Origin of the sequence: Bacillus sp. cl95, from assembly GCF_900115925.1 — a bacterium.
Taxonomy (GTDB): domain Bacteria; phylum Bacillota; class Bacilli; order Bacillales; family Cytobacillaceae; genus Neobacillus_A.
In genome coordinates this window covers 643,765-669,900 of record NZ_FOYF01000001.1, presented here as the reverse complement: position 1 = coordinate 669,900, position 26,136 = coordinate 643,765, and the positions used below count along the sequence as shown (strand labels likewise).

At 37.5% G+C, this 26,136-nt stretch carries 26 protein-coding genes and 1 pseudogene; 20 read left to right on the top strand and 7 right to left on the bottom strand.

The genetic code is table 11. The features are described from left to right. Nucleotides 1-11: 11 nt before the first annotated feature. A complete protein-coding gene (locus BMZ31_RS03345) occupies nt 12-464 on the bottom strand; it encodes a VOC family protein (protein ID WP_090830298.1) in 453 nt (150 codons plus the stop codon). A 163-nt stretch (nt 465-627) separates the two neighbouring features. On the opposite strand from BMZ31_RS03345, the pseudogene BMZ31_RS03340 reads away from it, so the two are divergent. From BMZ31_RS03340 to BMZ31_RS03315, 6 genes and pseudogenes are all read left to right on the top strand, one after another. After that, nucleotides 628-1,680, top strand: a pseudogene (locus BMZ31_RS03340) (NAD(P)H-dependent flavin oxidoreductase). 149 nt (nt 1,681-1,829) lie between these two features. Beyond that, complete coding sequence (locus BMZ31_RS03335; protein ID WP_090830297.1) at nt 1,830-2,558, top strand: amino acid ABC transporter ATP-binding protein; 729 nt, start codon at nt 1,830-1,832, stop codon at nt 2,556-2,558. Between the two features lie 22 nt (nt 2,559-2,580). Further along, a complete protein-coding gene (locus tag BMZ31_RS03330; protein WP_090830296.1) occupies nt 2,581-3,384 on the top strand; it encodes a transporter substrate-binding domain-containing protein in 804 nt (267 codons plus the stop codon). Between the two features lie 85 nt (nt 3,385-3,469). After that, on the top strand, nt 3,470-4,120 hold the full coding sequence (locus tag BMZ31_RS03325; protein ID WP_090830295.1) for an amino acid ABC transporter permease: 651 nt from the start codon (nt 3,470-3,472) through the stop codon (nt 4,118-4,120). Nucleotides 4,121-4,131: 11 nt separating this feature from the next. After that, complete coding sequence (locus BMZ31_RS03320; RefSeq protein ID WP_090830294.1) at nt 4,132-4,782, top strand: amino acid ABC transporter permease; 651 nt, start codon at nt 4,132-4,134, stop codon at nt 4,780-4,782. A gap of 419 nt (nt 4,783-5,201) precedes the next feature. Then, entirely contained in the window at nt 5,202-6,107 is a 906-nt protein-coding gene (locus tag BMZ31_RS03315; protein WP_090830293.1) for a DUF1002 domain-containing protein, read from the top strand. Nucleotides 6,108-6,233: 126 nt separating this feature from the next. Here BMZ31_RS03315 and BMZ31_RS03310 read toward each other — a convergent pair whose 3' ends face one another. Then, on the bottom strand, nt 6,234-6,449 hold the full coding sequence (locus tag BMZ31_RS03310) for a hypothetical protein (protein ID WP_090830676.1): 216 nt from the start codon (nt 6,447-6,449) through the stop codon (nt 6,234-6,236). Between the two features lie 100 nt (nt 6,450-6,549). Continuing rightward, complete coding sequence (locus tag BMZ31_RS03305) at nt 6,550-7,341, bottom strand: glycerophosphodiester phosphodiesterase (RefSeq protein WP_090830292.1); 792 nt, start codon at nt 7,339-7,341, stop codon at nt 6,550-6,552. Between the two features lie 189 nt (nt 7,342-7,530). Between BMZ31_RS03305 and ytvI the strand changes: the two genes are divergently transcribed. The 6 genes from ytvI (at nt 7,531) to BMZ31_RS03275 (ending at nt 12,791) form a co-directional block, all read left to right on the top strand. Then, the gene (gene ytvI / locus BMZ31_RS03300; RefSeq protein WP_090830291.1) at nt 7,531-8,562 is read left to right on the top strand and encodes a sporulation integral membrane protein YtvI; all 1,032 of its coding nucleotides are present in this window, start codon (nt 7,531-7,533) and stop codon (nt 8,560-8,562) included. Nucleotides 8,563-8,963: 401 nt separating this feature from the next. Further along, nucleotides 8,964-9,950 (top strand): BMP family lipoprotein, encoded by a 987-nt coding sequence (locus BMZ31_RS03295; RefSeq protein ID WP_090830290.1) that lies wholly within the window; start codon nt 8,964-8,966, stop codon nt 9,948-9,950. 22 nt (nt 9,951-9,972) lie between these two features. After that, on the top strand, nt 9,973-11,625 hold the full coding sequence (locus BMZ31_RS03290) for a methyl-accepting chemotaxis protein (protein ID WP_090830289.1): 1,653 nt from the start codon (nt 9,973-9,975) through the stop codon (nt 11,623-11,625). A 143-nt stretch (nt 11,626-11,768) separates the two neighbouring features. Continuing rightward, complete coding sequence (locus BMZ31_RS03285; RefSeq protein WP_090830288.1) at nt 11,769-11,873, top strand: YjcZ family sporulation protein; 105 nt, start codon at nt 11,769-11,771, stop codon at nt 11,871-11,873. 29 nt (nt 11,874-11,902) lie between these two features. Then, a complete protein-coding gene (locus BMZ31_RS03280) occupies nt 11,903-12,040 on the top strand; it encodes a YjcZ family sporulation protein (RefSeq protein ID WP_090830287.1) in 138 nt (45 codons plus the stop codon). A gap of 148 nt (nt 12,041-12,188) precedes the next feature. Next, entirely contained in the window at nt 12,189-12,791 is a 603-nt protein-coding gene (locus BMZ31_RS03275; protein ID WP_090830286.1) for a cell wall hydrolase, read from the top strand. A 22-nt stretch (nt 12,792-12,813) separates the two neighbouring features. Here BMZ31_RS03275 and BMZ31_RS03270 read toward each other — a convergent pair whose 3' ends face one another. Then, nucleotides 12,814-13,233 carry a YkvA family protein gene (locus BMZ31_RS03270; protein WP_175477985.1) on the bottom strand — a complete coding sequence of 140 codons (420 nt, stop codon included), beginning with the start codon at nt 13,231-13,233 and terminating at the stop codon, nt 12,814-12,816. A 222-nt stretch (nt 13,234-13,455) separates the two neighbouring features. Here BMZ31_RS03270 and BMZ31_RS03265 point away from each other — a divergent pair, with 222 nt between their 5' ends. The 8 genes from BMZ31_RS03265 to BMZ31_RS03230 all read left to right on the top strand — a co-directional run bounded on the left by BMZ31_RS03265 (nt 13,456) and on the right by BMZ31_RS03230 (nt 22,857). Next, a complete protein-coding gene (locus tag BMZ31_RS03265; protein ID WP_090830284.1) occupies nt 13,456-15,036 on the top strand; it encodes a peptide chain release factor 3 in 1,581 nt (526 codons plus the stop codon). A 97-nt stretch (nt 15,037-15,133) separates the two neighbouring features. Then, the gene (locus tag BMZ31_RS03260; RefSeq protein ID WP_090830283.1) at nt 15,134-16,156 is read left to right on the top strand and encodes an EAL domain-containing protein; all 1,023 of its coding nucleotides are present in this window, start codon (nt 15,134-15,136) and stop codon (nt 16,154-16,156) included. A 143-nt stretch (nt 16,157-16,299) separates the two neighbouring features. Beyond that, entirely contained in the window at nt 16,300-17,694 is a 1,395-nt protein-coding gene (gene nhaC / locus BMZ31_RS03255) for a Na+/H+ antiporter NhaC (protein WP_090830282.1), read from the top strand. A 125-nt stretch (nt 17,695-17,819) separates the two neighbouring features. Continuing rightward, nucleotides 17,820-18,917, top strand: a complete 1,098-nt coding sequence (locus BMZ31_RS03250) for an SDR family oxidoreductase (protein WP_090830281.1) — start codon at nt 17,820-17,822, stop codon at nt 18,915-18,917. A 133-nt stretch (nt 18,918-19,050) separates the two neighbouring features. Further along, on the top strand, nt 19,051-19,539 hold the full coding sequence (locus tag BMZ31_RS03245; RefSeq protein ID WP_090830280.1) for a hypothetical protein: 489 nt from the start codon (nt 19,051-19,053) through the stop codon (nt 19,537-19,539). 138 nt (nt 19,540-19,677) lie between these two features. Continuing rightward, a complete protein-coding gene (locus BMZ31_RS03240; RefSeq protein ID WP_139206599.1) occupies nt 19,678-20,904 on the top strand; it encodes a DUF5667 domain-containing protein in 1,227 nt (408 codons plus the stop codon). Nucleotides 20,905-21,019: 115 nt separating this feature from the next. Continuing rightward, nucleotides 21,020-21,772, top strand: a complete 753-nt coding sequence (gene sigI, locus BMZ31_RS03235) for an RNA polymerase sigma factor SigI (protein WP_254778561.1) — start codon at nt 21,020-21,022, stop codon at nt 21,770-21,772. A gap of 14 nt (nt 21,773-21,786) precedes the next feature. Further along, on the top strand, nt 21,787-22,857 hold the full coding sequence (locus BMZ31_RS03230; RefSeq protein ID WP_175477984.1) for an anti-sigma factor domain-containing protein: 1,071 nt from the start codon (nt 21,787-21,789) through the stop codon (nt 22,855-22,857). A 28-nt stretch (nt 22,858-22,885) separates the two neighbouring features. Here the strand turns inward: BMZ31_RS03230 and BMZ31_RS03225 are convergent, their stop codons facing one another. From BMZ31_RS03225 to glcD, 3 genes are all read right to left on the bottom strand, one after another. After that, nucleotides 22,886-23,083 (bottom strand): alpha/beta-type small acid-soluble spore protein, encoded by a 198-nt coding sequence (locus BMZ31_RS03225; RefSeq protein ID WP_090830276.1) that lies wholly within the window; start codon nt 23,081-23,083, stop codon nt 22,886-22,888. A gap of 275 nt (nt 23,084-23,358) precedes the next feature. Continuing rightward, the gene (locus BMZ31_RS03220) at nt 23,359-24,684 is read right to left on the bottom strand and encodes a (Fe-S)-binding protein (RefSeq protein ID WP_090830275.1); all 1,326 of its coding nucleotides are present in this window, start codon (nt 24,682-24,684) and stop codon (nt 23,359-23,361) included. Next, nucleotides 24,681-26,093, bottom strand: coding sequence for a glycolate oxidase subunit GlcD (glcD, locus tag BMZ31_RS03215; RefSeq protein WP_090830274.1), 1,413 nt, complete (start codon nt 26,091-26,093; stop codon nt 24,681-24,683). Before glcD ends, BMZ31_RS03220 begins: the two co-directional genes overlap by 4 nt. Nucleotides 26,094-26,136: the final 43 nt, after the last annotated feature.

The window sequence follows — 26,136 nt, the reverse complement described above, 5'->3', positions numbered from 1 at the left end:
GTGCCTATGTATTATCGTTTGCTATTCCAAACACTCAAATGAACCACGCCTAGTTCTGGTTTGCTTTCTCCTTCTATTAAAGCCAAGTATTCGAGCGAGTTTCCGTCCGGATCGGCAAAGTAATAGGAGGCAGTTGGCATCCAGGCATGTACAACTGGCTCGGATGCATCTAATCCAAATGATGGACGTACTTCGATTCCTCTTTTCTTTAAAAAAACGGGAACCTCGAGTAAAGTTTCTAGAGAAACTTCGAACGCGAAATGAGATCGGCGGAAGTCTTCTTCGGAAACTTCCCAAACTCCAAGCATCTGTTCTTTTTTCTCCACATCACCCAACCAGAAAAAAGCTACCCTTCTATCTTCTAAAACAGTAGCAACCTCCAAATCCAGACTTCGGTAAAAATCTATCGCTTTTTCTAGATTCCTTGTGTACACATGAGTTTCAAACAGTTTTGCATTTTTCATCTTTCATCCTCCTAGTAACATTTCTTAATACTATGATACTTCTTAAAATCTTCGTATACATTGATCCTTAGCAGTAAATCATCTCATCCGAAAGTATGAAGATATTCTTTTCCGTGAAAGATAGTAAACTATGTATAATGGAAATAAATTGAAATGAGGTGGTGTGGTGATTTTTAAACAACTTGGTGCGCGATATCCTATATTTCAGGCAGGGATGGCAGGTGGCTTAACTACACCTGAACTAGTTGCTGCGGTTTCCAATTTTGGGGCTATCGGCAGCATTGGAGCAGGATATATGACAGCGGAAGAATTAAAAAAGGCAGTAAAAAATACGAAAACACTTACAGATAAATCCTTTGGGGTTAACCTCTTTATCCCAGAAGAAGTAACATTTCCAAAAGTTGAAGAAATTCAACAGATGATTTCATTTTTGAATCAATACTCACACGAAAGTCCAATCCCTTCTAATTGGACATTCACGGATAAAGGGAAAGTGACGTTTGAAGAGCAACTTTAAACTATCTTATCTGAGGATATCAAGCTATGTAGTTTTACTTTTGGACTTCCGGATAGAATATTAATCAAGGAATTACAAAGATCTGGTGTAATCGTAATGGGAACTGCGACGACTGTAGATGAAGCTCAACAACTGGAAAATAGCGGGGTAGATATGATCGTTGCACAGGGAAGTGAAGCTGGTGGACATCGCGGCACATTTCCGACTACAAAAGGAAATCCTCAAATTGGTTTAATAGCCTTAGTGCAGCAAATGGTTCATTCGGTAAAAACTCCTGTAATCGCTGCAGGTGGAATTGTTACAATTGGCGGAATAAAAGCTGTCCTGTCTCTTGGAGCAGCAGGTGCACAATTGGGTACCGTATTCCTAACTTGTAAAGAAAGCGGAACGAATCGTGCTTATCGAAACAAAATCATCGAGAGTAATGAAGAAGATGTCATCATGACGAAGGCATTTTCAGGAAAATGGGCAAGAGGTATTAGAAATAAGTTCATTGAGGTGATAGAGAAGGCATCTTTAGACATTCCACCTTACCCTATTCAAAATGATCTTACAAAATTAATGCGTTCTCACGCTGCAAGAGAATTGAATCCAGAGAAGTTATCTTTATGGGCAGGGCAAGGTGTTGGATTAATTCAAAGGGAATATTCCGCAGCAGAAATTTTGGCAGAACTAGTTTCAGAGTTGAATATTGGATAAGAAATGACACTCTTCCAAGGTGTCATTTTTTGTTGGGAAAATTTTATGTTTAAAGGAAATGGTCGTAGGGTAGAGAATATTCAGAATATTATAATCGGAAATGTTTTATACAGAGATAGCTATGATAATGGGAATAGGGGGGAATTTACGTGATTGAATTTAAGGGAGTCAATAAGTTCTTTGGTGACTTTCATGTTCTAAAAGATATTAATCTTACCATTAACAAAGGTGAGGTTGTTGTTGTGATTGGACCTTCTGGGTCAGGAAAGAGTACAATGCTTCGTTGCATTAATCGGCTTGAAACCATTACAGATGGAACGCTGACCGTCAATCATATTGGAGTTAATGATCCAAAAACTGATATTAATAATCTTCGTCGTGAAATCGGAATGGTGTTTCAACATTTCTATTTGTATCCGCACAAAACCGTGCTTGAAAATATTACACTGGCTCCCATGAAGGTGCTTGGCCTGTCACACCCAGAAGCCCAAAAGATTGCCGAGTTCTATTTGCAAAAAGTTGGCATACCTGAAAAGGCAAATTCTTTTCCAGCACAGCTGTCTGGCGGACAACAGCAACGCGTGGCAATCGCCCGCGGTCTGGCGATGAAACCAGAAATTATGTTATTCGATGAACCTACATCAGCACTTGATCCGGAAATGATAGGAGAGGTGCTTGATGTTATGAAGGCATTGGCAAAAGAAGGAATGACGATGGTGGTGGTTACCCATGAGATGGGATTTGCCAGAGAAGTAGCGGATCGTATCGTTTTTATGGACGAAGGAAAAATCCTGGAAGAGTCAACACCGGCTGAGTTTTATGCGAACCCTCGCGAAGAACGGGCTCGTTTATTCCTAAGCCGTATATTAAACCATTAAATAGAAAAAGGGAGGAAATGAAATGAAGGAATTATTGAAAGCTCCACTAATGGTGATTCTAGCAGTCTTATTTTTGACAGCATGTGGAGGAAATAGCGAAAAAACAAGTGGTGACAGTAGTAAAGATGTGATGGCTCAAATCAAAGACCGGGATAAGATTGTGTTTGGAGTTAAACATGATACCCGTCTATTTGGACTGAAAAATCCAAGTACCGGTAAAGTGGAAGGCTTTGATATCGATTTAGCAAAGGAACTAGTAAAAGAAATATTAGGCGATGAAACAAAAGTAGAGTTTAAAGAAGTTACTTCTAAAACGAGAATACCACTCCTGAATAATGGTGAAATTGACGCTGTCATTGCCACAATGACAATTTCTGAAGAGCGTAAAAAAGAAGTTGATTTTACGGATGTGTATTTTGAAGCAGGTCAATCCTTGCTTGTGAAAAAAGGAAGTAAGATCAAAGGGATTGAGGACTTGAAGAAAGGTACGAAAGTATTAGCGGTAAAGGGTTCAACTTCTGCTATCAATATTCGTGAAAAAGCACCTGAAACCGAAGTATTGGAATTTGAGAATTATTCGGAAGCATTCACTGCCCTTAAGTCTGGAAAAGGGGATGCCTTAACAACGGATGATGCGATCCTTTATGGGATGGCAGATGAAGATTCTTCTTTTGAATTAGTGGGTGGCACTTTTACTAAAGAGCCATATGGAATCGCTGTTAAGAAAGGAAATAAAGAACTTGTGGACAGATTGAATGAAGCTCTTAAGGCAGTCAAGGATTCTGGGAAGTACGATGAAATCAAAGATAAATGGATTAAAAACTAAAGGTTAATAAACAAATATTATTTATAGTTGTTTATATCGGGATGAGCAAAAGCTCATCCCGATTAGTTAGGGGGGATTATGCCTTATGGATTTTTCCATTTTAACCGATAATTTAGATCTATATTTAGAAGGGTTTAAATATACCGTGATAGCGAGTTTCATTGCACTTGTAAGCAGTTTTATTTTAGGAATCGTCATAGCAGTCATGCGAATTGCTCCGATTAAGATGTTGAATTGGGTGGGGACTGCCTTTGTTGAATTTGTCCGTAACATACCAGTTCTTATCATCACATTCTTTTTTTATTTTGGTTTATCATCTGTTGGTGTTGAATTTGACGGATTGACAGCTGGGACCATCGCTCTTGCCATATACACGGCAGCTTTTATTGCTGAAGCGATTCGTGCAGGCATTTTAGCTGTACCGAAAGGACAGATGGAAGCGGCACGTTCATCGGGACTTACTTATAATCAGGCAATGAAACTAATTATTTTACCACAAGCCATAAAAATAGTGATTCCACCGCTTGGCAATCAGTTCATTAATTTAGTTAAAAACTCATCTATATTGGGCGTCATCGCTGGTCTTGATCTCATGTACCAGGCAGATTTGATTTCTTCACGTTCGTTCGTGACATTTGATGTCTATATCTTCGTTGCTCTATTCTATTTAATTCTGACAATACCTTTAAGTCTTGGCGTGGGTTATCTTGAGAGACGCTTAGCTAGAAGCCAATAGGGGGGAGTCTAATGGATTTTGTTGGTGCATTTACTGTGGACCATCTACAATTTTTATTAGAAGGATTTTGGGTCACATTGAAAGTTGCATTTATTTCTATCATTTTAAGTTTCATAATCGGAGGTACGATTGGTACAATACGATACGCGAGAATACCGGTTGTTTCACATGTGCTGGCAGTAGTGGTTGAGACTATTCGGAACTTGCCTTTGTTGTTGATTATTTTCTTTACTTATTTTGCATTGCCAGAGATAGGTGTTAAATTACCGATTACAGTTGCAGCCATTGCTGCATTAACTGTCTTTGAATCTGCGATGCTATCTGAAATTATTCGAAGTGGCTTAAACTCGATTGAAAAGGGGCAGATAGAAGCTGCGCGTTCGTCTGGCCTAGGATATGTTCAGACGTTGAGATATATTATCTTGCCACAAGCATTACGTAGAATGGTTCCTCCCATCGTAAGTCAATTTATTTCTTTATTGAAGGATACATCGTTGGCGGTTGTCATCGCATTACCTGAAGTAACTCACAATGCACAAATTATCTATGGCCAAAAAAGCGGATACGTAATACCGATGTTATTTATACTAGCGTTCATGTACTTTATCGTTAATTATTCACTATCTCTTGTTGCAGGTCGCCTAGAAGTAAAGAGGGCTTAAGGATAAGGAAAGGAAGATGCCAATGATGCATCTTCTTTTTTATGGTCTAGGAAATTATAAATTAAATTAATGTGGATAACTTTCTACGTTTTTTCTAATAATCCAGCTCCAGCGCCCAGCCCCTCGGGGGCATAAGCCAAATCACTTCAGAAATCAGGATTTCCTGCGTGATTCGTCTTATGCCTGTCGGGGCTAAACAGGGCGCTTGCGCCTTTTGTTCTGTGAGTAATAATTAACTCTGTAGATTTTTTATCTTGTTTTATATTTGTTGGGAAATATAAAAAGGAGTACTTGAATACAAGTAATAACTGGATTGAAAAGTAAGGTCATGCTATCTTTGTAGGGATGATTGAAACTTTTTTGATGATTTTTCAGTCTTAATACTTGGTACAGAGATTTGCTTAAAAGGAGAATTAATGATGATTACAAAAGGTTTCTTGAAAATGGTCACAATCGGAGCTGTTTTTACATTTGCGATTTCACTCGGAAATATTGCTCATGCAGATGAAAGTATCAATGAAAAATATGGTTTGCCTATCGTCGTATATGGAGAGGCTTTAATTCCTGCTCAAAAGGAAGAAGTTAGAGACTTACTAAAAGTGGAAGATGTAACCAAGGTAAAAGAGATTACAGTGAATGGGGATGATCTTGTTACCTATATTAAAGGTGATAAGCATTCAAATATGTATTCTTCAGCAAAAATAACTCGAAAAGACACGGGCGAAGGGCTAGTCATTAATCAGGTTACTCCTAAAAATATCACTGAGGTTACCGATGAAATGTATGCTAATGCACTTTTGACTGCCGGTATCCAAGATGCTGTCGTTGACGTGGCATCTCCCGTAAAAGTAAGTGGACATTCCGCGCTCGTGGGAATTTATAAAGCTTATGATGAAGGCAAAGGAACGGAACTTGATAAAGAGCGGACAGAAGTAGCGAATGAAGAACTGAACCTGGCTACAGATTTGGCTAAAAAAGAAGGCATGGATCAAGATAAAGTTAGTGAACTCTTAACTGAGATAAAAAAAGAAATTGCCGAACAAAATCCCGCAACTAAAGAAGAAGTGGAAAAAATCATCGATGATAAGCTGAAAGCTCTAGGATTAGAGTTATCGGCAGCAGACCGTCAACTCTTAGTGGATTTGTTCGAAAAAATGCGTGGTTTGAATATTAATTTTGACAACGTTCAATCACAATTAGAGGATCTTTCAAAGGATATTCAGCAACGTATTGAAGAAGCCGTTGGAGAAAACAAAGGATTCATAGAATCAGTATCAAATTTCTTCAAGGAATTGATTGATGCCATTAAAGGGATTTTTTCATAATCCTTCATTTATTGTTTTACAAATCAACATCCTTACCACTCAAAAAAAGGCTCAAACTTGACGTCAAGTTTGAGCTTTCGATATTTTCAAAAGTATTTAGCTGTAAATCTAAAATTGCAAAATCCATTACATGCCTGTTTTGTATTTTTCATTGCTCGATGAAGAGTTCTTGGTATGGTGACCATCTTTTTCTTCTCGCTTCTCAATCTTCAAATCTTCCATAGGAATAGGATCGACGTTTTTTTCGCTCTCAAATTTGTCAAAGAGACTCTCATTTTCAGTAGGGTATTGTTCTGGATTATCTCTATTGGCTGACAATAGCTCTTCTCTTGTCTTCTTCATTTCTCTCAACTGAATCACCTCGTTTCTAACTTATTTACCTCAGATGAATGCAGGTAAAACAATAAAGGCAATTTTTAGATGAGCAAACTGAACATTATTTCTAATGAAGTAAACTGGGGAAATCACTTATAATCCCATCGACCCCAAGTCTCTTGAATTTTTCGGCCTCTTTCTTGGAGCGGACCGTCCATACCATTGTTTTTAATCCAAAACTGTGTATTTTCTTAACAATTCTTCGATTGACCATCGTTTTTTTAGGATTCACATAAGATGCGTATTTGCTAATGTCTAATAATGTATTTGTAGAAATACCAATCCCTCTATTCTTTAATAACACTCCAATTGGAATATTTGGAAGGAGGGTGTGAAACTTTTTCATTGAATTTCGATCAAAGGACTGGACAATGATTTTTTGGCTATCGGTAAGATGAAGAGCTACTAGTTCCTCAGCCAATTTTTCTTCCATACCAGGATAGAGGGAAGGTTTTTTTAGTTCTATCAGAAATCCAATTTTCTCGTGATAACGATTAAGAACTTCATTTAGAGTGGGCACTCTTTCGGTGCAATAATCCGTATGAAACCAACTTCCAGCTTCATATGTTGTTAGTTCTTTTATAGTAAAATCCCGGATTCGTCCTTTACCATTTGTCGTTCTATTTATAGTATCATCATGGATCACTACAAGATGACCATCCTTCGTCATATGGATGTCTAGTTCGATGTATTCCATTCCATGTTCCATAGCTTTATCAAAAGAAGCGAATGTATTTTCCGGAGAGAGGCCCGCTGCACCGCGATGTCCAACCTTAATCGGAAAATGTCCTTTAATATCTGTGATGTTATTGAAAAATGAAGAGGCAAAAGTCTTTAAATACCAAATAAATTTCAGCATTTTATCATCCCTTCATTAAGAGTTTTATTTATATTCCACCAAAAATGTTAAAAAAACAACAGCCGTATTATTTTTATAAATAAAAAGTGAAGAAACTTCGCAGTCCGCTTAAAAAAAAGATATAATATTCACAGACTTAAATTTATTTGCAACTTTACGCTTAGATGTTGCTCCATAGGAGAGAGTATTATGTGGAAAAAATGGTTAACCATAGTTGGGGTCATCTTACTATTCATATTTTTTATTCCTTACAGTTTACCAATCGTGTTCGCACTAGTCACCGCCATGTTATTAGAAGGTGTTGTACATTATTTTCAAAGAGTTTTGCGTTTAAGCAGGGTAAAGGCCGTTATTGCTTCATTCCTCACTTATATTGCAGCCCTTATCATTATAGGATATAACTTATTCTTAATCATTTTTCAGCAAACGGTAAAATTGTCAGAGAATACTCCATCTTTTGTAAAGGATTTATATGCTTCTGCCATTAAGCCTCTTATAAAAAAATGGGAATCCTATTCCAAGACGCTTCCTGATGAAGTTATTCTTTCTTTAGAAGAAACGTTAGAGAAAACATTTATGGCTCTAGATTCATTTTTACAAGGAACTGTTGCATTCCTTGTTAACCTACTGACAGCCATTCCAGGATTCCTTATTGAATTCCTTGTATACTTAATTGCTTTATTCTTAATTAGCATTGAACTTCCGGAAATCAAGAAACGGATAAAAGAACGTTTGACCGTAGAATCTCAAAGAAAATTTTCGATCGTTATCAACCAGTTAACACAAGCTGGTTTCGGATTTATAAAAGCGCAAATCATCTTGAGTTTGCTTACGTTTGTACTCGCATTTGTCGGTCTTTCAATTTTAGGAGCTCCTTATACATCGTTAATATCTTTGCTTATCGTAGTTGTAGATATATTGCCGATTTTAGGTACAGGATCCGTCTTGGTGCCATGGGCAGTAGTTTCGTTACTGCAGAATAATCAATTCCTTGGAGTCGGATTAATTATCATGTTTGTGGTCATTACGGTGGTAAGAAGAATAATTGAACCAAAAGTATTTTCCACAAACCTTGGGATATCACCGCTTGCATCATTAGTCAGTTTGTATATCGGGTTTAAGTTGTTCGGTTTTATCGGGCTCTTTGCAGGTCCTGCACTTGTGATCATTTTTGATGCACTTGTGAAAGTGAATGTCATTCGTTTAAATTTTAAGATTTAGTTGCAGGTAAAGTACGCATATAGACTATGCGTGCTTTTTTATGTTCTAGGAAATTATAAAATTAATTAATGTGGATAACTTTCTACGATTTTCTAATAATCCAGCTCCAGCGCCCAGCCCCTCGGGGTCATAAGCCAAATCACTTCAGAAATCAGGATTTCCTGCGTGATCCGTCTTATGCCTGTCGGGGCTAAACAGGGCGCTTGCGCCTTTTGTTCTTTCCTAAATATATGAAAATAAAACATTTTAATGGAAAAACACATTGATTAGGTCGAAGGAAACTGCTGAAATGAAAAACCAATTATGACTTTATACCTATTAATAAGGTGCTTTATCTTCACGATAAAAAGTATGATAGTAATTTATTGCTAGAAAGAACACAACAGGAGGATTTTCATCGTATGAAAAAGATTGCGTTATTAATAGTAGTTCTTAGTTTACTAGTAAGCATGTCTGCTTGTTCACAAGGAACTGTTTCTAAAAAAGAAAAGAAAGAGCTTCATGTCGGCATTATGCTTTCAGATGTAGGCCTCGGAGATCAATCTTTTAGTGATGCAGGTTTTGCGGGATTGGAAAAAGCCCGTGATGAACTTGGAATCATATTTGATTATAAAGAACTAAATGAAACTGGAGATTACGCAAAAGGATTAAGCCAGTTAGCAGAGGAAGGTAATGAAATTGTCATCGGGCTTGGATTTATGGTCCAGGAATCCATAGAAGAAGTTGCCAAAAAATATCCGAAGACAAAGTTCCTATTAATTGACTCTGTTTCAGACCTTGAAAATGTTTATTCGGTGACTTTCAAGGAAGAGGAAGGCAGTTACTTAATCGGATTAGTTGCAGGTATGAAGACAAAGACCAACACAGTCGGTTTTGTTGGGGGGATGGATGTCCCGCTAATTCGTAAATTTGCTGCTGGGTTTATGCAAGGTGTAAAAGATGCTAATCCTGCTGCAAACGTGATTATTCAATATGCAGGTGATTTTGGTAATGCAGCGCTTGGGGAGAAACAGGCAACAGAATTGATTGCCCAAAAGGCTGATTTTATCTATCCTGCTGCTGGCTTAACCGGTACAGGGGTATTAAAAGCTGCACAACAAAATAAGATTTACTCATTTGGAGTAGATTCAGATCAATATTTCCTTGCAGAAAAATCAGTTGTAACTTCCATGCTTAAGAAAATTGATGTAGCTATTTACTCAGCAATAAAAGAATATGCAGAGAACGGGAAGTTTAAAGAAAAAGACCAAGTCTTAGGGTTAAAGGAAGATGGAGTAGGTCTTGCTGATTTACGATTGGTCGAATTTACTGATCAAGAAAAACAATTAATGGAAGATAAGAAAAATGAAATCCGCAACGGAAACATCAAAGTAAACAACGATTACTAAACAACCAGAAGGAGTACTATCCATGAATCTTAGAAAAAAATTATTACTGAATTCGTTAATTCCTTTGATTCTCGCGATTCTGATGGTTGGTTTTATTATTGCACAAATGATGCAAATTCAATCTGCCAACAAAAGTGAGGTCAAAAATCTTGTTAATGTCCAAAGGCTAGATGGGGATGTCTTATCACTTCAACAAGGACTAGGAACTTTTGCATTCTCGCCATCAGATGCAAATGCATACGTTGTAACAAATGTGATGAATGAAACAAGGAAAATAATTGGCGAGTTAAACGAGAATCTTACTGACAAGGATCATTTAAAGCAGTTAGATAAAATAAATACTAAATTCACACAGCTTGAGAAAGAATCGAAAAATGCGATTCAAGCCAAAAGTGATTTCGAATCGAAAAGGCTTTCTTTAAGAACGAAAGGGATTTTAAATGACCTTTACTATTTGAAGAAAATCACAAACGAAACTTATGAATCCAACCAACTGGCGATCAAGAAGCAAATAGGTTTCGTTATAACTTCTGCTTTACTCGGAAGCTTGATTTTGCTTGCGGTAACAGGAGTCATTACGTTCATTTATACAACGAGGATTACTAGTCCTATTAAGAAACTTGCGGAAAATGCAAACCGTATTGCGGAAGGGGACTTAACTGTCAAACTTGAATCCATATCACTTAAAGACGAAGTGGGGCAGCTTAACGAAGCATTCATTCAAATGGCTGGTAACTTGAAAAAAATGATTGAACATTTAGCAATTAGTTCAGAACAAGTGGCATCGTCGTCTCAGCAATTGGCGGCAAGCGCAGAACAAACGATTGCTACAACAGAACAGATGTCCAGAACAATGCAAGAGGTTGCAGCAGGTTCCGATCATCAACTAAAAATGTCCTTAGAAAGTGCTCAAGCAGTTGAAGAAACAACAATTGGAATCACAAGAATTGCAGAAAGTGCAACGCAATTGTCTGAACTTACTTCTGATACTGTGTCTAAAGCAGAGGAAGGCTCTACTTTTGTAGGAAAAACGGTACAGCAAATGACTACGATTCAACAATCTGTTGATATAACTGACGAACGCGTCCGTCTATTAAGCAATCGTTCGAAGGAAATTGATGATATTGTTGGAATCATAACAGCTATTGCAGGGCAAACGAATTTATTGGCCTTAAATGCAGCCATAGAAGCAGCAAGAGCAGGCGAATCTGGAAAAGGTTTCGCCGTTGTTGCTGATGAAGTTAGAAAGCTTGCTGAAGAAACAAACACCTCAGCAAAAAAAATCGGTAATATTGTTAACGAAGTTCAAAGAGAGACTGATCTTTCTGTTCAAGCAATGGAAGACGTTCGTCAAAATGTTGAAGAAGGTATTCAAATTACTGAAGATACGAGATCAAAATTCGCAGAGATCTTAGCCTCAATGGATCGTATGTCTGCTCAAATTGAAGAAATTTCAGCTACAAGTGAAGAAATTTCAGCAGGTTCTGAGGAAGTTGCTGCATCCGTTCAAGATATGGCTGAGGTGGCGCGTCAATCAAGTTCACATACTCAGGTAGCAGCATCATCTGCAGGGGAACAGTTAGCATCAATGGATGAAATTAATCAATCCGTTAATCAACTGTCCAAAATGGCTACTGAACTTGAAAATATTATTGGAACCTTTAAGATGGATTGATCTGCAAATATTAAGTTTTACGAGAGAAGCAAATGGTGCTTCTCTTTTTTTTATTTTATTAAAGAGAATTTATTGAGCCTTTAATCGCATAGTCCAAGCATTCTGAATAGGATATATAGAAATTAACAAAGGAGGTTGTTTAAATGTCAGGATCTTGCGGATACGGCGGCGGTTTCGCCCTAGTAGTAGTACTGTTCATTTTATTAATCATCATTGGAGCTTCTTGGGGTTACGGCGGCTGTTGCTAATATTACTCTAAGAAAGGGGGTTATTTGAAATGCCATATGGATACGGTTACGGCGGCTGGGGCTACGGCGCTGGTTGTTGCGGATATGGTTACGGCGGAGGCTTTGCATTAATCGTCGTGCTATTTATCCTTCTTATCATTGTTGGTGCAGCTTGTTTCAAATTCTAATGTAAGTGACGAGACAGGGGACTCATCCCTGTCTTTTTCTTTGTAAAAATTTCCGCTTTTTCCATGGTAAAGATTTGGTGTAGAACTTCCATATGAAATCATGTTAGTCTGTTTAAGTGATTTCAGAGATGCATAAGGAGGTAATACGATGAAGAAAGTGGCTACTATTGTACTCTCTCTACTGTTTGTATTCCTTTCTTTGCAATACGGGGAAACAACAAAAGGACAAGCTCCAATGAAAGACGACCAAAAAATGTACACTGTCCAAAAGGGAGATACATCATATAAAATTGCTGTCAAATTTGGTATATCGGAACTTGAATTAAAAAATGCAAATGCTGAAATGGATATGAAGTTCAAAAAAGGTGAGAAGATTTACATTCCAAAACCTAGCGTTACAAAACAAGAAAAAGAATTACTCGCAAGATTGGTTCATGCTGAGGCAGAAGGCGAACCGTATAAAGGGAAGGTAGCGGTAGCAAGTGTTGTCTTGAATCGAGTAGAAAATAAAGATTTTCCTGATAGCATTAAAGAGGTTATTTATGAAAAAAGACAATTTGAACCTGTAGCAAATGGTAGTATCAATGAACCAGCTGGTGAAGCTTCAAAAAAGGCCGTAAACGAAGCTATTGCTTTGCAAGGTCAGGGAACTGAATCGCTATATTTTTTTAACCCAGATCAAACTAGTTCTAAGTGGTTAAGAACCAAAACAGTCACTGAGGTTATAGGTAACCATCGTTTTGCAATTTAATAAGACAAATTTCATCCCCTCTTTAATCGAGGGGATTTTCCATTTCAATTGCCTTCGAATCTTTCCAAAGTTTAAACTTCTCCAAATCACCGCTGATTTGCTTTACGGTATAGGCAATTACAGCTGCATCATCAAAAATGCCTAAACCTGCGATAAAATCAGGAACAAAGTCAATTGGAGAAACAAAGTAAATTATGGCACCAACAACTGTTAGGATAGTTGAAGTGGAAACATTCTTGTACTCACCCTTTGTCCAAGAGCGGACAAGCTCAAATAGTAATTGAATCTTTTCAAAAGCATTGCCTAAAGAATCCTTTTTACCTGTTGCTTTGGCAAATGCTTTTTTAAGTAAGCCTTCTGTTTTTTCTTTATTTCCAATATAGTTTTTGGCCTTCAAATCAAATTTCTGCTTTTCTGAGTGTAAGTCCTGTTGGATTGACATTGGCTCACATCCTTTTTGAATTTTGGGATACATAAATGTGCCACCTTATGAATAACATTCCACGAAATCCCCATACTAAACTCTTCTTTAAGAATTGAGTGACAATAAAATCCAAGATTTTGTGAGCTTTAATTCGTGTAAACACATTGCAAAGTTCTCCGCAGAGAGCTAAGATTGAAGTTATGAGTAAAAATTTTATGGTTTAAAAAGCGAGGAATATAAATGAGTAAGAAATTCACAGAAGAAGTTCTTTCGCGTCGGACATTTGCGATTATATCCCACCCGGATGCAGGGAAAACGACGTTGACTGAAAAACTTTTATTATTCGGCGGTGCCATTCGTGACGCAGGTACAGTTAAAGCAAAAAAGACTGGTAAATTTGCGACAAGCGATTGGATGGAAATTGAAAAGCAACGTGGTATATCAGTAACATCAAGTGTCATGCAATTTGACTATGATGGATTCCGCGTCAATATACTTGATACACCTGGTCACCAGGATTTCAGTGAAGATACTTATCGTACTTTGATGGCCGTTGATAGTGCAGTTATGATTATCGATTCTGCTAAAGGTATTGAGGAACAAACTTTGAAGCTTTTCAAAGTTTGTCGTATGCGTGGAATTCCAATTTTCACTTTCATTAACAAGCTTGACAGACAAGGTAAAACACCTCTTGAACTTTTGGCAGAACTTGAAGAAGTTCTTGGAATTGAATCCTATCCAATGAACTGGCCAATTGGGATGGGGAAAGAATTTCTTGGTATTTATGACCGATACTACAATCGTATTGAGCAATTTAGGGTTGAAGATGATGAGAAATTTATCAGCCTAAATGATGATGGAGAAATTGAAGGCGATCATCCAATCAAGACGAACGGATTATATGATCAAACTTTGGATGAAATCATGCTTTTGAACGAAGCGGGTAACGATTTTTCTGCAGAGCGTGTTCATGATGGAACCCTTATTCCTGTATTCTTTGGTAGTGCGCTAGCAAATTTTGGCGTTCAAACATTCTTGGAGACATATTTGCAGTTTGCTCCAGCCCCTATGGCGAGAAACTCAACAAGTGGCAAAGTTGATCCTCTTACAGAAAAGTTCTCAGGTTTTGTTTTCAAGATTCAAGCGAATATGAACCCTGCCCATCGTGACAGAATTGCGTTTGTTCGAATCTGTTCAGGTAAGTTCGAACGTGGGATGGCTGTTAACATTCCTAGATTAGGTAAGCAAATCAAGGTCGCTCAATCTACGCAATTCATGGCAGAAGAGCGAAGTACGGTTAATGAAGCAGTCAGCGGAGACATTATTGGATTATATGATCCAGGCACATATCAAATTGGGGATACGATTACATCAGGTAAAGATGATTTCCATTTTGAGCGTTTGCCTCAGTTTACACCTGAATTGTTCGTAAGGGTATCAGCGAAGAACGTCATGAAGCAAAAATCCTTCTATAAAGGAATCCAGCAACTTGTCCAAGAAGGTGCAATTCAGCTCTTTAAGACTGTAAAAACAGATGATTATCTACTTGGTGCAGTTGGTCAGCTTCAATTTGAAGTTTTTGAACATCGCATGAAGAATGAATACAATGCGGAAGTCCTCATGGAACGCCAAGGCAACAAGATAGCCAGATGGATTGAAGGCGATACAGTTGATGAGAATTTATCTAGCTCGCGAAGTCTTTTAGTAAAAGATCGATTTGACCATTATGTCTTCCTTTTTGAGAATGACTTTGCATTGCGTTGGTTCCAAGAGAAAAATCCTGATATTAAACTTTATAATCCTATGGATAAGCACGAGTAATAACACCGGCGGGGAATATCCCGCCGGTTTATTTGTGTCCAAAGTACTAGAGTTTTGATAAAATTTAGAAAGAGAAAGATACTCCTGGAGGTTCAATATGAATGATTATAAATGTGTGCAGTGTGGTATTCCGTTTCAAATCTATACAAATGGATATCTATTTATTGAAACTGAACTGAATGTCACTTCTGACCTATTTCAAAACATTGGGGCCAATTGTTGGGTTGCTCCATATGAAAAACTTGAGTATGCGGAATACCTACTGAAGAAGCTAGAAGAAAGTCATCTGCAATTTGGTAGAGAAATTAGAAGTGCTTTATCACAAACAAAAGTAAAGCCGCTACTTTTCATCCCTGCAGAGAGTCTTTTAATGCAATTGCAAAACGCCGAAATTATTTCTACTATCCAAACTGGAGAATTAATCAGTTATTTGCAACCGATTATCCATTTGCAGGAGAATGATCGAATATTTGGTTATGAATCTTTGCTTCGTTCATCATGCGCAGATATGATTTCGCCAGGAAAACTTTTTTCAGTAGCTGCAAAAAGTGGTATGCTCTCACTTCTTGATCAAAGAGCTCGAGAAGCAGCCATTATTGCGAAACGCACCTACGTACCAAAAGGCGTTAAGAGTTTTATTAATTTTTTACCGTCTACCATCTATAATCCAGAGTATTGTCTGCGTCACACCTTCAAGCTAGTAAAGAAATATGAAATCGATCCATCAGATCTTGTTTTTGAAGTGGTTGAAACAGAAAAAATCAGTGACGTAGACCATTTAAAAAGAGTTTTAGATACTTATAAGAAGCAAGGAATGAAAGTGGCTCTAGATGATGTAGGATCAGGTTTCGCTACGTTAGATGTCCTACAAATGCTTAATCCTGATTTCGTGAAAATAGATCGCCATTATGTGGATCATTGCGATAAATTTCCAGAGAAGCAGCAATTCCTCACTGAAGTGATGCAAATCGCAAAAGATTTAGGCATTATTGTTCTGGCAGAAGGTATTGAAAGGCCAGAAGAACTTGAGCACTGCCGACAGATAGGGATTGATTTAGCTCAAGGTTTTCTTATTGGGAGACCCTCCGAAAGGCCAGCAAAAGATATTATATTAATATAAATAGAGTGTTGACAAGAAAGGGTACGGACGATATTATAAATAAATACTTTACTACTTAAAAGCGTTTAAGTTTAAAAGCGTCTAAGTCTAAAAGTATAGTAATTATTTATCCTATATTCGAAGTCTCGGAGGTATTACTTGTCATGCAACTAGAACAATCCACAATTAATTTGAAGCCTTGGGAGGCCATATTGGTCGTACTTATTCTCTTTGGTGGAATCAGCTATTCCATAATATTTCTTCAAATGATTCCGCATATTCCCATCGTCATTGGGATGACTGGCCTAATGGGTTACGGATTAATAAAAAAAGTAAATATTAATGAAATAGAAGCTGGAATGATGGAAGGCATACGATCTGGTCTTGGAGCTATCCTGTTATTCTTTTTTATCGGGATGCTAATAAGTAGCTGGATGGCGAGCGGAACGATTCCAACATTTTTTTTCCTTGCAATGGAACTCGTAAGTGAAAAATATTTTTATGCAATTGCTTTTGTCGTGACAGCAATAATTGGAATTAGTACTGGAAGTTCCTTTACAGCATCAGCAACTCTTGGGGTTGCATTCGTCAGCGTGAGTGTTACTATCGGGATCTCACCAGCTATTACAGCAGGTGCGGTTGTGTCTGGAGCGTTCTTTGGAGATAAAATGTCACCTTTATCGGATACAACGAACTTAGCTTCCATGGTTGCTGAGGTCAATTTGTTTGAACATATTCGAAATATGGCCTGGACTACAGTTCCGGCATCAATAATATCATTAGTATTATTCGCCTATTTGTCTCCGGAAGCATCATCAGCTGACTTTACCAAGATGAGCATGATAAAATCTGTACTTTTGAAAATGAATCTCGTTCACTGGTATTCATTTATTCCGCTGCTGATTTTGATGTTTTTGGCACTTAAGAAAGCTTCGACACTTATCACTTTGTCCGCCAGTATAATGGCAGCTATGGTAATTTCTATTTTTGTTCAAAAGGATTTTCATCTTCATGATGCTCTAAATCTCCTATATTCAGGTTATAAGTCTGATACAGGAATTAAAGAGATTGACTCTTTACTGACAGCTGGCGGAATGGAAAGTATGATGTTTAGTATTTCTCTTGTCTTGCTTGCTTTAAGTATGGGCGGACTATTGTTCAAACTAGGTATTTTCCCAGTGCTTTTGCAGTCCATCCAGAAACTTCTTAAAGGTACCGCTTCTCTCATATTTGCGACTGCTACCACTGCGATTGGAATTAACTTTCTGCTGGGAGAACAATATCTATCGATACTATTACCTGGCAATGCTTTTAAAGATCGCTTTCAGCAAGCGGGATTGGAATCAAAGAACCTTTCTAGAGTACTTGAGGATGCAGGAACTGTGGTAAATGCGCTTGTGCCATGGGGAGTTTCGGGCATATTCCTCACCAATATTTTAGGGGTAAGTACCCTTGAATATTTACCATTTACATTCTTTTGTCTTTTATCTCCCGTATTGACTGTTCTTTTTGGTTTAACTGGATGGACGATCACAACAAGAAAAACGATTGCTGCTTAAGCAGAATCGTTTTTCTTTAGTTTAATTCATTTTAATTGAAAGAAAATTCTGTCAAAAAATTGACGAATGTATTTTGTACTCTTTAGAATATAAGAAAAAGAGCATGATGACAGGCGGTGCATTTGATGGAAAAAGGATATTTTTTCACTGGGTTTCCAGGCTTTATCTGTAATCAATTAATAAGGCAGGTAATCAAAAAAACTGACATGAGAGGGGTAATATATACTCTTGTTTTACCCAAAATGATGTCTAGAGCAATTGAGGAAAGAAATCAGCTCGTGAAGGAATGCGGTATTCTGGATGAACAGTTTGTGATCATTGAGGGAGATATCACCGCTTTGTCTTTAGGACTATCTCCAGCGATGCAAATGGAAATTAAAGAAAAAATAAACTACGTTTTTCATCTTGCAGCTATTTATGACCTTGCCGTCAATAAAGATGTGGCCGTCCATGTAAATGTGAATGGCACAAAGAATGTGAATAAGTTTGTAAGGGGACTCCCTAATATAAAAAGATATACGTACTTTAGTACGGGATTCATTGCTGGAAGACGTGAAGGGAAATTGTATGAGCATGAACTCATTAGACCATCCCAATTTAAAAATTATTATGAGGAAACAAAATTTGAAGCAGAAGTAATGGTGGAGATGTTAAAAAAAGACGTCCCTGTTACGATCATCCGACCAGGTATCGTGAAAGGAAATACTAAAACGGGTGAGACGATTAAATTCGATGGTCCTTATTTTATTATGAATTTCATCGACAGACTTCGCTTCCTTCCTTTTCTACCTAGACTTGGAGAAAGCGAAGCAGTGGTTAACCTTGTACCAATCGAGTATATTGTTGCAGCAACTACCTATTTGAGCTTTCATGAAGGTGGAGAGGGAAAGACCTATCATTTAACCGATCCATCACCTTACAAAGTGTCAGAATTATATGAGATGCTGATGGAAGAACTCATTAACAAAAGGCCAAGAGGTTCTATTCCTTTATCAGCAGCACAATGGGGATTATCCATTAAACCCTTAAGGAGATATTTAGGCGTAGAAAAAGAAGCTCTAGACTATTTTTCTTGGCTTGGCCAGTTTGACTGTACTCAAGCACAAATGGATTTGCTGGGATCTGGAATTTCCTGTCCTGATTTTAAGGATGGAGTACCAGCAATGGTATCTTTTTATATGAAAAATAAAGATAATCCACGTTATCAGGTTAAAATTATATAAAAGTAGCTAATATCATTTAAAGTCTGATTTCCTGAACTGGGAATTATTTTGGTATTGAATTGGATATCCTAAATGAGAAGCAGTTGCTAGCATTTAGTTAAAACCATCATGCCAAGATAAAGCGGGTTGAACAATGAAGAAGCTCAGTAAACTTGAAGCGATTCTATGGAATATTGCATTGCCCGGCTTTAGTCAGCTGTTGGCAGGACGATATCTCAAAGGAATTACACTTATCTTATTAGAATTTGCTATTAACGTGAATAGTCATTTCAATATAGCGATCATGTATAGTTTTTTGTGGGAGATTGACATGGCCACTAAAGTGATTGACTTCCAATGGCTAATGTTTTATCCATGTGTCTACATGTTTGGAATGTGGGATGCTTATCGTGATGCAATGCCTAAGGATGAGAAACTCACGTTCTTACCCTTCGTATTTGGTGCCTATTTTGTAACCATCGGATTAATGTATTCTACAAGTCTAACGATTTTTGGAATAAAATTTGGTCCAGTTTTTTTACCGATGCTATTTCTTTTACCTGGTCTGATCATTGGATTAGTGATTAAATATTTAATTATAATCATCACTACAAAACGCACGAGAGAAAAAATGTATGAATAAAGGATCTTTTTGAAATCCTTAAACCAAAAACAGGTTTAAGGATTTTTTATTTTATTTATATTTATTTGTAACCCCCACAAATTGTCATATCACCCTCGTAATCTTTTGTGAAAGCGATCGCACATACAAAATCATGAGGTGAAAGAATTGACAAAACTAACTAGCCACAAACAATTAAACAAAATTGCAAAGTCAGCTTTAGCTATGGTTCTTGCAGGAACATTCACATTCTCAACTACAAATGCATTTGCGGAAGAGTCTACTACTCAAGAAAGCACAAATGTAGAAACGGTAGATCTTTCAGCAACAACAAATAAAGAAGCTAACACAGATACAACTGTTGAAACAGAAGACGTTCAAAAATTGGATGATGAAGAAACAGAAGAGCCATCTCTTCTACCTGGAGATTTCTTTTATTTTACAAAATTAGCATTTGAAAAAATCGCATTGGCGCTTACATTTGATGATGTAAAAGAAGCTAAGATGCTTTCTGATTATGCTGCAGAGCGTTTAGCTGAAGCAGAAGCGCTTTTCAAGGCTGGTGATGAAGACTTAGCATTAAAAACAATTGAAGATTCAATCGAATATTTGAAAAATGCTGATGAAATCGTTGAAGAAACTGAAGGCGATGATGAGTCTACGAAAGCAGAAGATACAACAACTGAAGATACAAAGACTGAAGATACAAAGACTGAAGATACAAAGACTGAAGATACTACAACTGAAGACGGACAAGCTTCCGACACTGAAGGTACTGAAAATGACACAGAAGTAAAAGACGATGAAACGGCTGTGGAAGATGAAGTAACAACAGAAGAGCCTGCTACTGAGGAAGAAGAAGCAGTTGAGGAAGTTAAAGAATTGATTTCACAAAACATTATCGCATTAACAGCTGCTATGGAAAAAGTGAAAAATCCAGTTGCTAAAGCTGCGTTACAAAAAAACATCGACAAAAGCTATGAAAAGCTAGCCAAGAAAATTGCAAAATGGGAAGAGCGTTATGCAAAAGAAAATGAAGAAGAAGCAACTGAAGATTCAGTCGAAAAAGAAGAAGTAGTGACTGAGCCAGTAACAGAACCGGTAACTGAGCCTGAAACAGAAACAACTACAGAAACAGAAACGGATACTACCGTTGTACCGGCTCCAATTGTTACGGCACCTAAGCATCCTCAAAAAGCTGTGAAACAAGAAGCTAAGCTAGAAATCAAACAAGTAAAGCAAGAAGCAAAACAAGAAGTGAAAAAGATCAAAGCAGAAGTTAAGCAAAAACGTGTTGAAGCTAAAACAGAACATAAAGGCGGCAATCACGGTGGTAACCAAGGTGGAAAACATGAACAAGACAATAAAGGGAAAGATAGACACTAATTTTTGACCAAGAACAAGAAAAGATAGCCTTTTTTAAGGCTATCTTTTCTAAATCTCTTTTTTACCCCATAAAAACCCTCTGGTTTGCGTATGTTATAATTGGGTAAGTCGAGAGGTGAGACTAATGCTAAGTTTATTGTTCATGACAAAAAAGAAAAAAACATTAGAAGAGAAGGTCCTCTTAATACAAGAAGGAGACCTTTCATTGCTGAACGAGACAATAGACTCGTATAAGCCCTTTATTGCAAAAACAGTGTCCGGAGTATGCAAGCGTTATATTCATGAATCCGACGATGAATTTAGCATTGGCCTTATTGCATTCCATGAAGCGGTTGAAAAATACTCTCCGGAAAGAGGCAGTTCGTTGCTAAGTTTTTCGGAAGTGTTGATAAAAAGACGTGTCATTGACTATATTCGGAAAAACTCCAAAAACCAGTTTGTAAGCCTCGATTATCAGAATGATATGACGGATGAGGAATCTTCTGGATCGATGCTTGAAAATAATCTTTCAATAGAAGAATATACAAAAAAGCAAGACGAAACAAAACGTAGAGAAGAAATAATAAATTTTCAACAGTTATTAAAGGATTTCGATCTGAGTTTTTCAGATATCGTGGAACAATCACCTAAGCATGTAGATGCTAGAAAAAATGCTATTATGATTGCCAAGATTCTTGTAGAAGATTCAGAGTTGAAAGATTTATTATTTGAAAAGAAAAGGTTGCCCATCAAGCAGTTACAACAATTGGTTGATGTCAGCCGAAAGACAATTGAACGAAATAGAAAGTACATTATTGCCATTGCCCTTGTCATGTCAGGGGATTATGTATATATGAATGATTATATAAAAGGGGTGCTTGAAGGGTGAAAAAGGGAGTTGTAATGGAAGTTAATGAGCGTTTTTTGACATTATTGACCCCAGAAGGTGAGTTCTTACGTGCCCGTAAGCAGGACAAGCAATATTCTTTAGGTGAAGAAATTCATTTTTTTCCTTTAGAAGTGAATCAAAAAGTAAAAGACCGTTTTTTTTCTTTTGATCGGCTATCGAGAAAAACAATTGCATTTTCAACTGCAGCGGCGCTTCTTTTTTTCTCAGTATTGATTCCTTTGAACAGTGATCCTAAAGTCTATGCTTATATGTCTATTGATGTAAATCCAAGCATAGAACTTGGTATCAATAAGGAACTCAAGGTTATCGAATTAAACGCCTATAATGAAGAAGGTAAAGAAATAATTGATGACATAACTGGATGGAAAAATAAAGATATGACGGTTATCACAGATAAGATCCTGAATGAAGTGAAAGAACAGGGGTATTTTGAAAAGAACCATGATATTTTGATTTCGACTGTTCCTACAGATGTGAGTGAAAGTGATATCGATGTGCAAATGGATGAAAAGGTAGAAGAAATCCAGCAACATATCGATGAAAGTATTACGTTAACAGTCATGGAAGCTACGGAGAAGGAAAGAAATAAGGCCAAAAAGCTTGGACTTTCAACTGGAAAGTATAAGAGTGAAAAGCAAGGTAAGATTCATGTCATTGAAAAGAAACAAAAAATAATCTCCCCTAAAAAGGATAAAAAACAAGACACGAACCTTACCCCTACTCCAAAAGTAACGGTACCTCCAGTGAAAGATACTGTTCCAGCTGAAAAACCTGTAAAAGAACAACATCCGAATGCTCATGTCCCTAAAACTAATAACGGTCAAGGACAAAAACATGAGGAAAGTGGAAATAAGCGAACTGAATGGAAAGATGATAAGCAAGAGAAACATAATCAAGGCAATATGAAAAATGATAAAAAGCAACATCAGAAATCTTCTACTAATTACCAGCCTCGTCCTAATGATAAGAGAATAGATTCTAATCAAGTGAACAATAGTGGGAAAAAATCATGGAATACTCAAGTAGACCGCAATAATAAGCATAAAGAAAAGTCCGGTTATTAAACCGGACTTTTTGCCATTTTATATGAAGTTATTTTGTTCCACCCGATAATTGAGCTTGTGCTTGTGCCACAAGTCGTTTTGTAATCTCTCCGCCAACTGATCCGTTTGCACGTGCAGCAGTATCAGAGCCAAGACTTACACCAAACTCTTGTGCGATTTCATATTTAACTTGGTCCAAGTATAGTTCAATACCCGGTACAAGTAATTTATTGCTACTTCTTGCCATTACTCTTCAACTCCTATTTCTGTATTACAGAGTGTGACTCTGTAATACTAGTTTCTGCACTTCCAAGCGATTCATAAGTGGTAATACTTATGGAATTGAAGTAAAGGTTGGAAATATCTAAGTAGAAAGGAGTAGAAGAGCTTTTTTTACATTTAGGCTCTGTTAAACTTGGTTGTTGATTTTCGCTACAGGTTTCGAGGAGTCTCTTACCCTTACGCTACAATCAACAAAGCTAATAAATCAACATTGGTCTTTAACAGAGTCTACATTTAAGCTTATTTAGAAGCAGCTTTTAGTAATAAATCAACGATGTGGACTCCTTCTGTTGTAGAAGAAATTCCTTCCCTTTCTATTCCGAGTTTCATTTGTAGTAGGCAACCTGGATTTGCGGTTACAATTGTTGTCGCGAGTGTCTCTTTTGCTTTAACCATTTTTGAATCGAGCATTTGCATGGAAGATTTAGACTCGACAATGTTATAAATTCCTGCAGATCCACAACATCTATCTGCATCTTTCATCTCTCTAAATTTTGTGCCTTTAATCGATTGAAGAAGTATTCTAGGTGCCGAAGCTGTCTTCATCACGTTCCTTAAGTGACAAGAATCTTGATAGGTGATAACTTGATCTGGCAATTCAAGGTGTACTTTTTTATGGAATTGCAATTCTACAAGAATTTCTGAAATATCCTTAATTTTATTAACAAATAATTTTGAACGCTCTTTCCAATCGGGATCATCTTGTAAAAGGTGATCATAATCGATTAGAAATGCACCACATCCACCCGCGTTGGTAATGATATAGTCGACATCCAATTGTTCAAAAGCCAAGATATTTTTCTTAGCTAATTCTTTAGCTAAATCTTTTTCTCCACTGTGGCCATGTAAGGCGCCGCAACAACTTTGGTTTGGAGGAATGATAATTTCACAACCAGCCATCTGAAGCAGTTTTGTTGTTGCATTATTGGTATTTAAGAACATAATATCCATGAGACATCCACTAAAGAAAGCTAAGCGTTTCGTTTGTTCAGACTCAGCAGGTAAGTAGGTTGGTCTATTTTTCATTTCTTTCATGGTTGGTACTTTCGGAAGTACTTTTTCCATTGTAGCTAAACTTTCTGGAAACAGCTTCATAATACCGAGTTTATGAGTCAGGTTTTGTAAACCTGAGCGTTGATAAAAGCCAATCATTCCTGTAAGGCTTCTCATTCTGTTTTGATGGGGAAACAATTCTTCAAAGACGATTTTCCTTACGGCTTTTACAGGTAAAGAGAACTTTTTATTTTGATTAATGATATCTCTAGCTTCTTCCAATAACGAGCCATACTTTACTCCCGAAGGACAAACGGGCTCACAGGCTCTGCAACCAAGACAAAGATCCAAAGATCTTTCGAAATCCTCATCTGGTTCGATTAACCCGTCTACGACTGCTTTCATTAAGGCAATACGTCCCCTCGGTGAATGAGATTCCTTATAGCCGGATTCAATATAAGTAGGGCAGGTAGGAAGGCAAAATCCGCATCTCATACAGTTTAGCAATTCATCTTCGTTCATTCTCTCTTTGAATTGCTGTTGAATTTTCACTTGTTCCTGAACTGTTGTCATTTTGTTACCACCACGCGCTTCCTGCTGTCTTTTGCAATAACTTTTCCTGGGTTCATAATGTTATTTGGGTCAAATGCGGCTTTAACAGCTTTCATAGCTGCCATTCCCTCTTTGCCAAGTTTCAATTCCAAATAAGGTGCTTTCATGATTCCAACGCCATGTTCCCCCGTAATTGTTCCACCAAGTTCGATTGCTTTTTCAAAGATTTCAGCAAAAGCTTTTTCGACTCGCTCCATTTCATCCTTGTCTCGAGCATCAGTAGGGCAAGTTGGATGTAGGTTTCCGTCTCCAGCATGTCCGAATGTACAAATGCTGACATTATGCTTTGAGGCAATTTCATTAATAGCTTTAACCATATTAGCAATTTCTGATCTTGGAACAGTAGCATCTTCCAGAATGGTTGTTGGCTTCAACCGGGCAAGTGCAGAGAGGGCAGATCTCCTCGCTGTTCTTAGAGCTTCAGCTTCAGCTTCTGTTTGTGCCACTTGAACAGAGATAGCTCTTTCCGATTGACATATTTCAGCCATCAACTGCATATCACGATCCACAATTTCTTGAGGACCGTCCTGTTCAATTAATAAAACGGCTTGAACATCTGTTGGCAGCCCTATTTGAGCATAGGCTTCCACGACTTTTAAGGTTGGTTGGTCTAAAAATTCTAATGTAGTTGGAATAATCTTATTGGCAATGATTTTAGAAACGGTCGTTGCAGCAGCTTCTAAGTCCTCATAAAGTGCCAGCATCGTCTTTTTTGTTTCTGGCAATGGGATTAGTTTTAGCGTTGCTTCCGTAATAATGCCTAATGTTCCTTCAGATCCTACAAAGAGGCGAGTGAAGTCGTATCCGGCAACATCCTTAGCCAATTTTCCACCTGTGCGCATAATATCGCCATTAGCAAGTACAATCTCCAATGCCATAACGTAATCACGTGTGACACCATATTTCAATCCACGCAGTCCACCAGAGTTTTCATTAATATTTCCACCTATTGTTGAGATTTTCATTGAACTTGGATCTGGCGGATAAAATAAGCCTTTTGCTTCAACTGCATTTATCATATCAAGTGTGATGACTCCAGGTTGTACAGTTATGGTTAAGTTTTCTTCATCGATTTCGAGAATAGAGTTCATATATTTGAACAATAGAACTATACCGCCTTCAGTAGGGCAAGTGCCTGCACAAAGATTAGTGCCTGAACCTCTGGGGACGATGGGAATGCCACTGCTATTGCAAATCTTTAGGATACGGGATATCTCGTCCGTATTGCGTGGGCTTACTACAGCATCAGGCATCGACTGGAAATTAGGCGTGGCATCAAAAGAATAAACAAGCCTGCCTGTTTTATAATCATCGTAATTTTCGGCCCCAACGATGGCTGAAATTTGTTCTTTTATGCTATTTGGAATCATTTCTATTCCCTCCGTTAAATAAAACACTTACTTGTAAGTATAA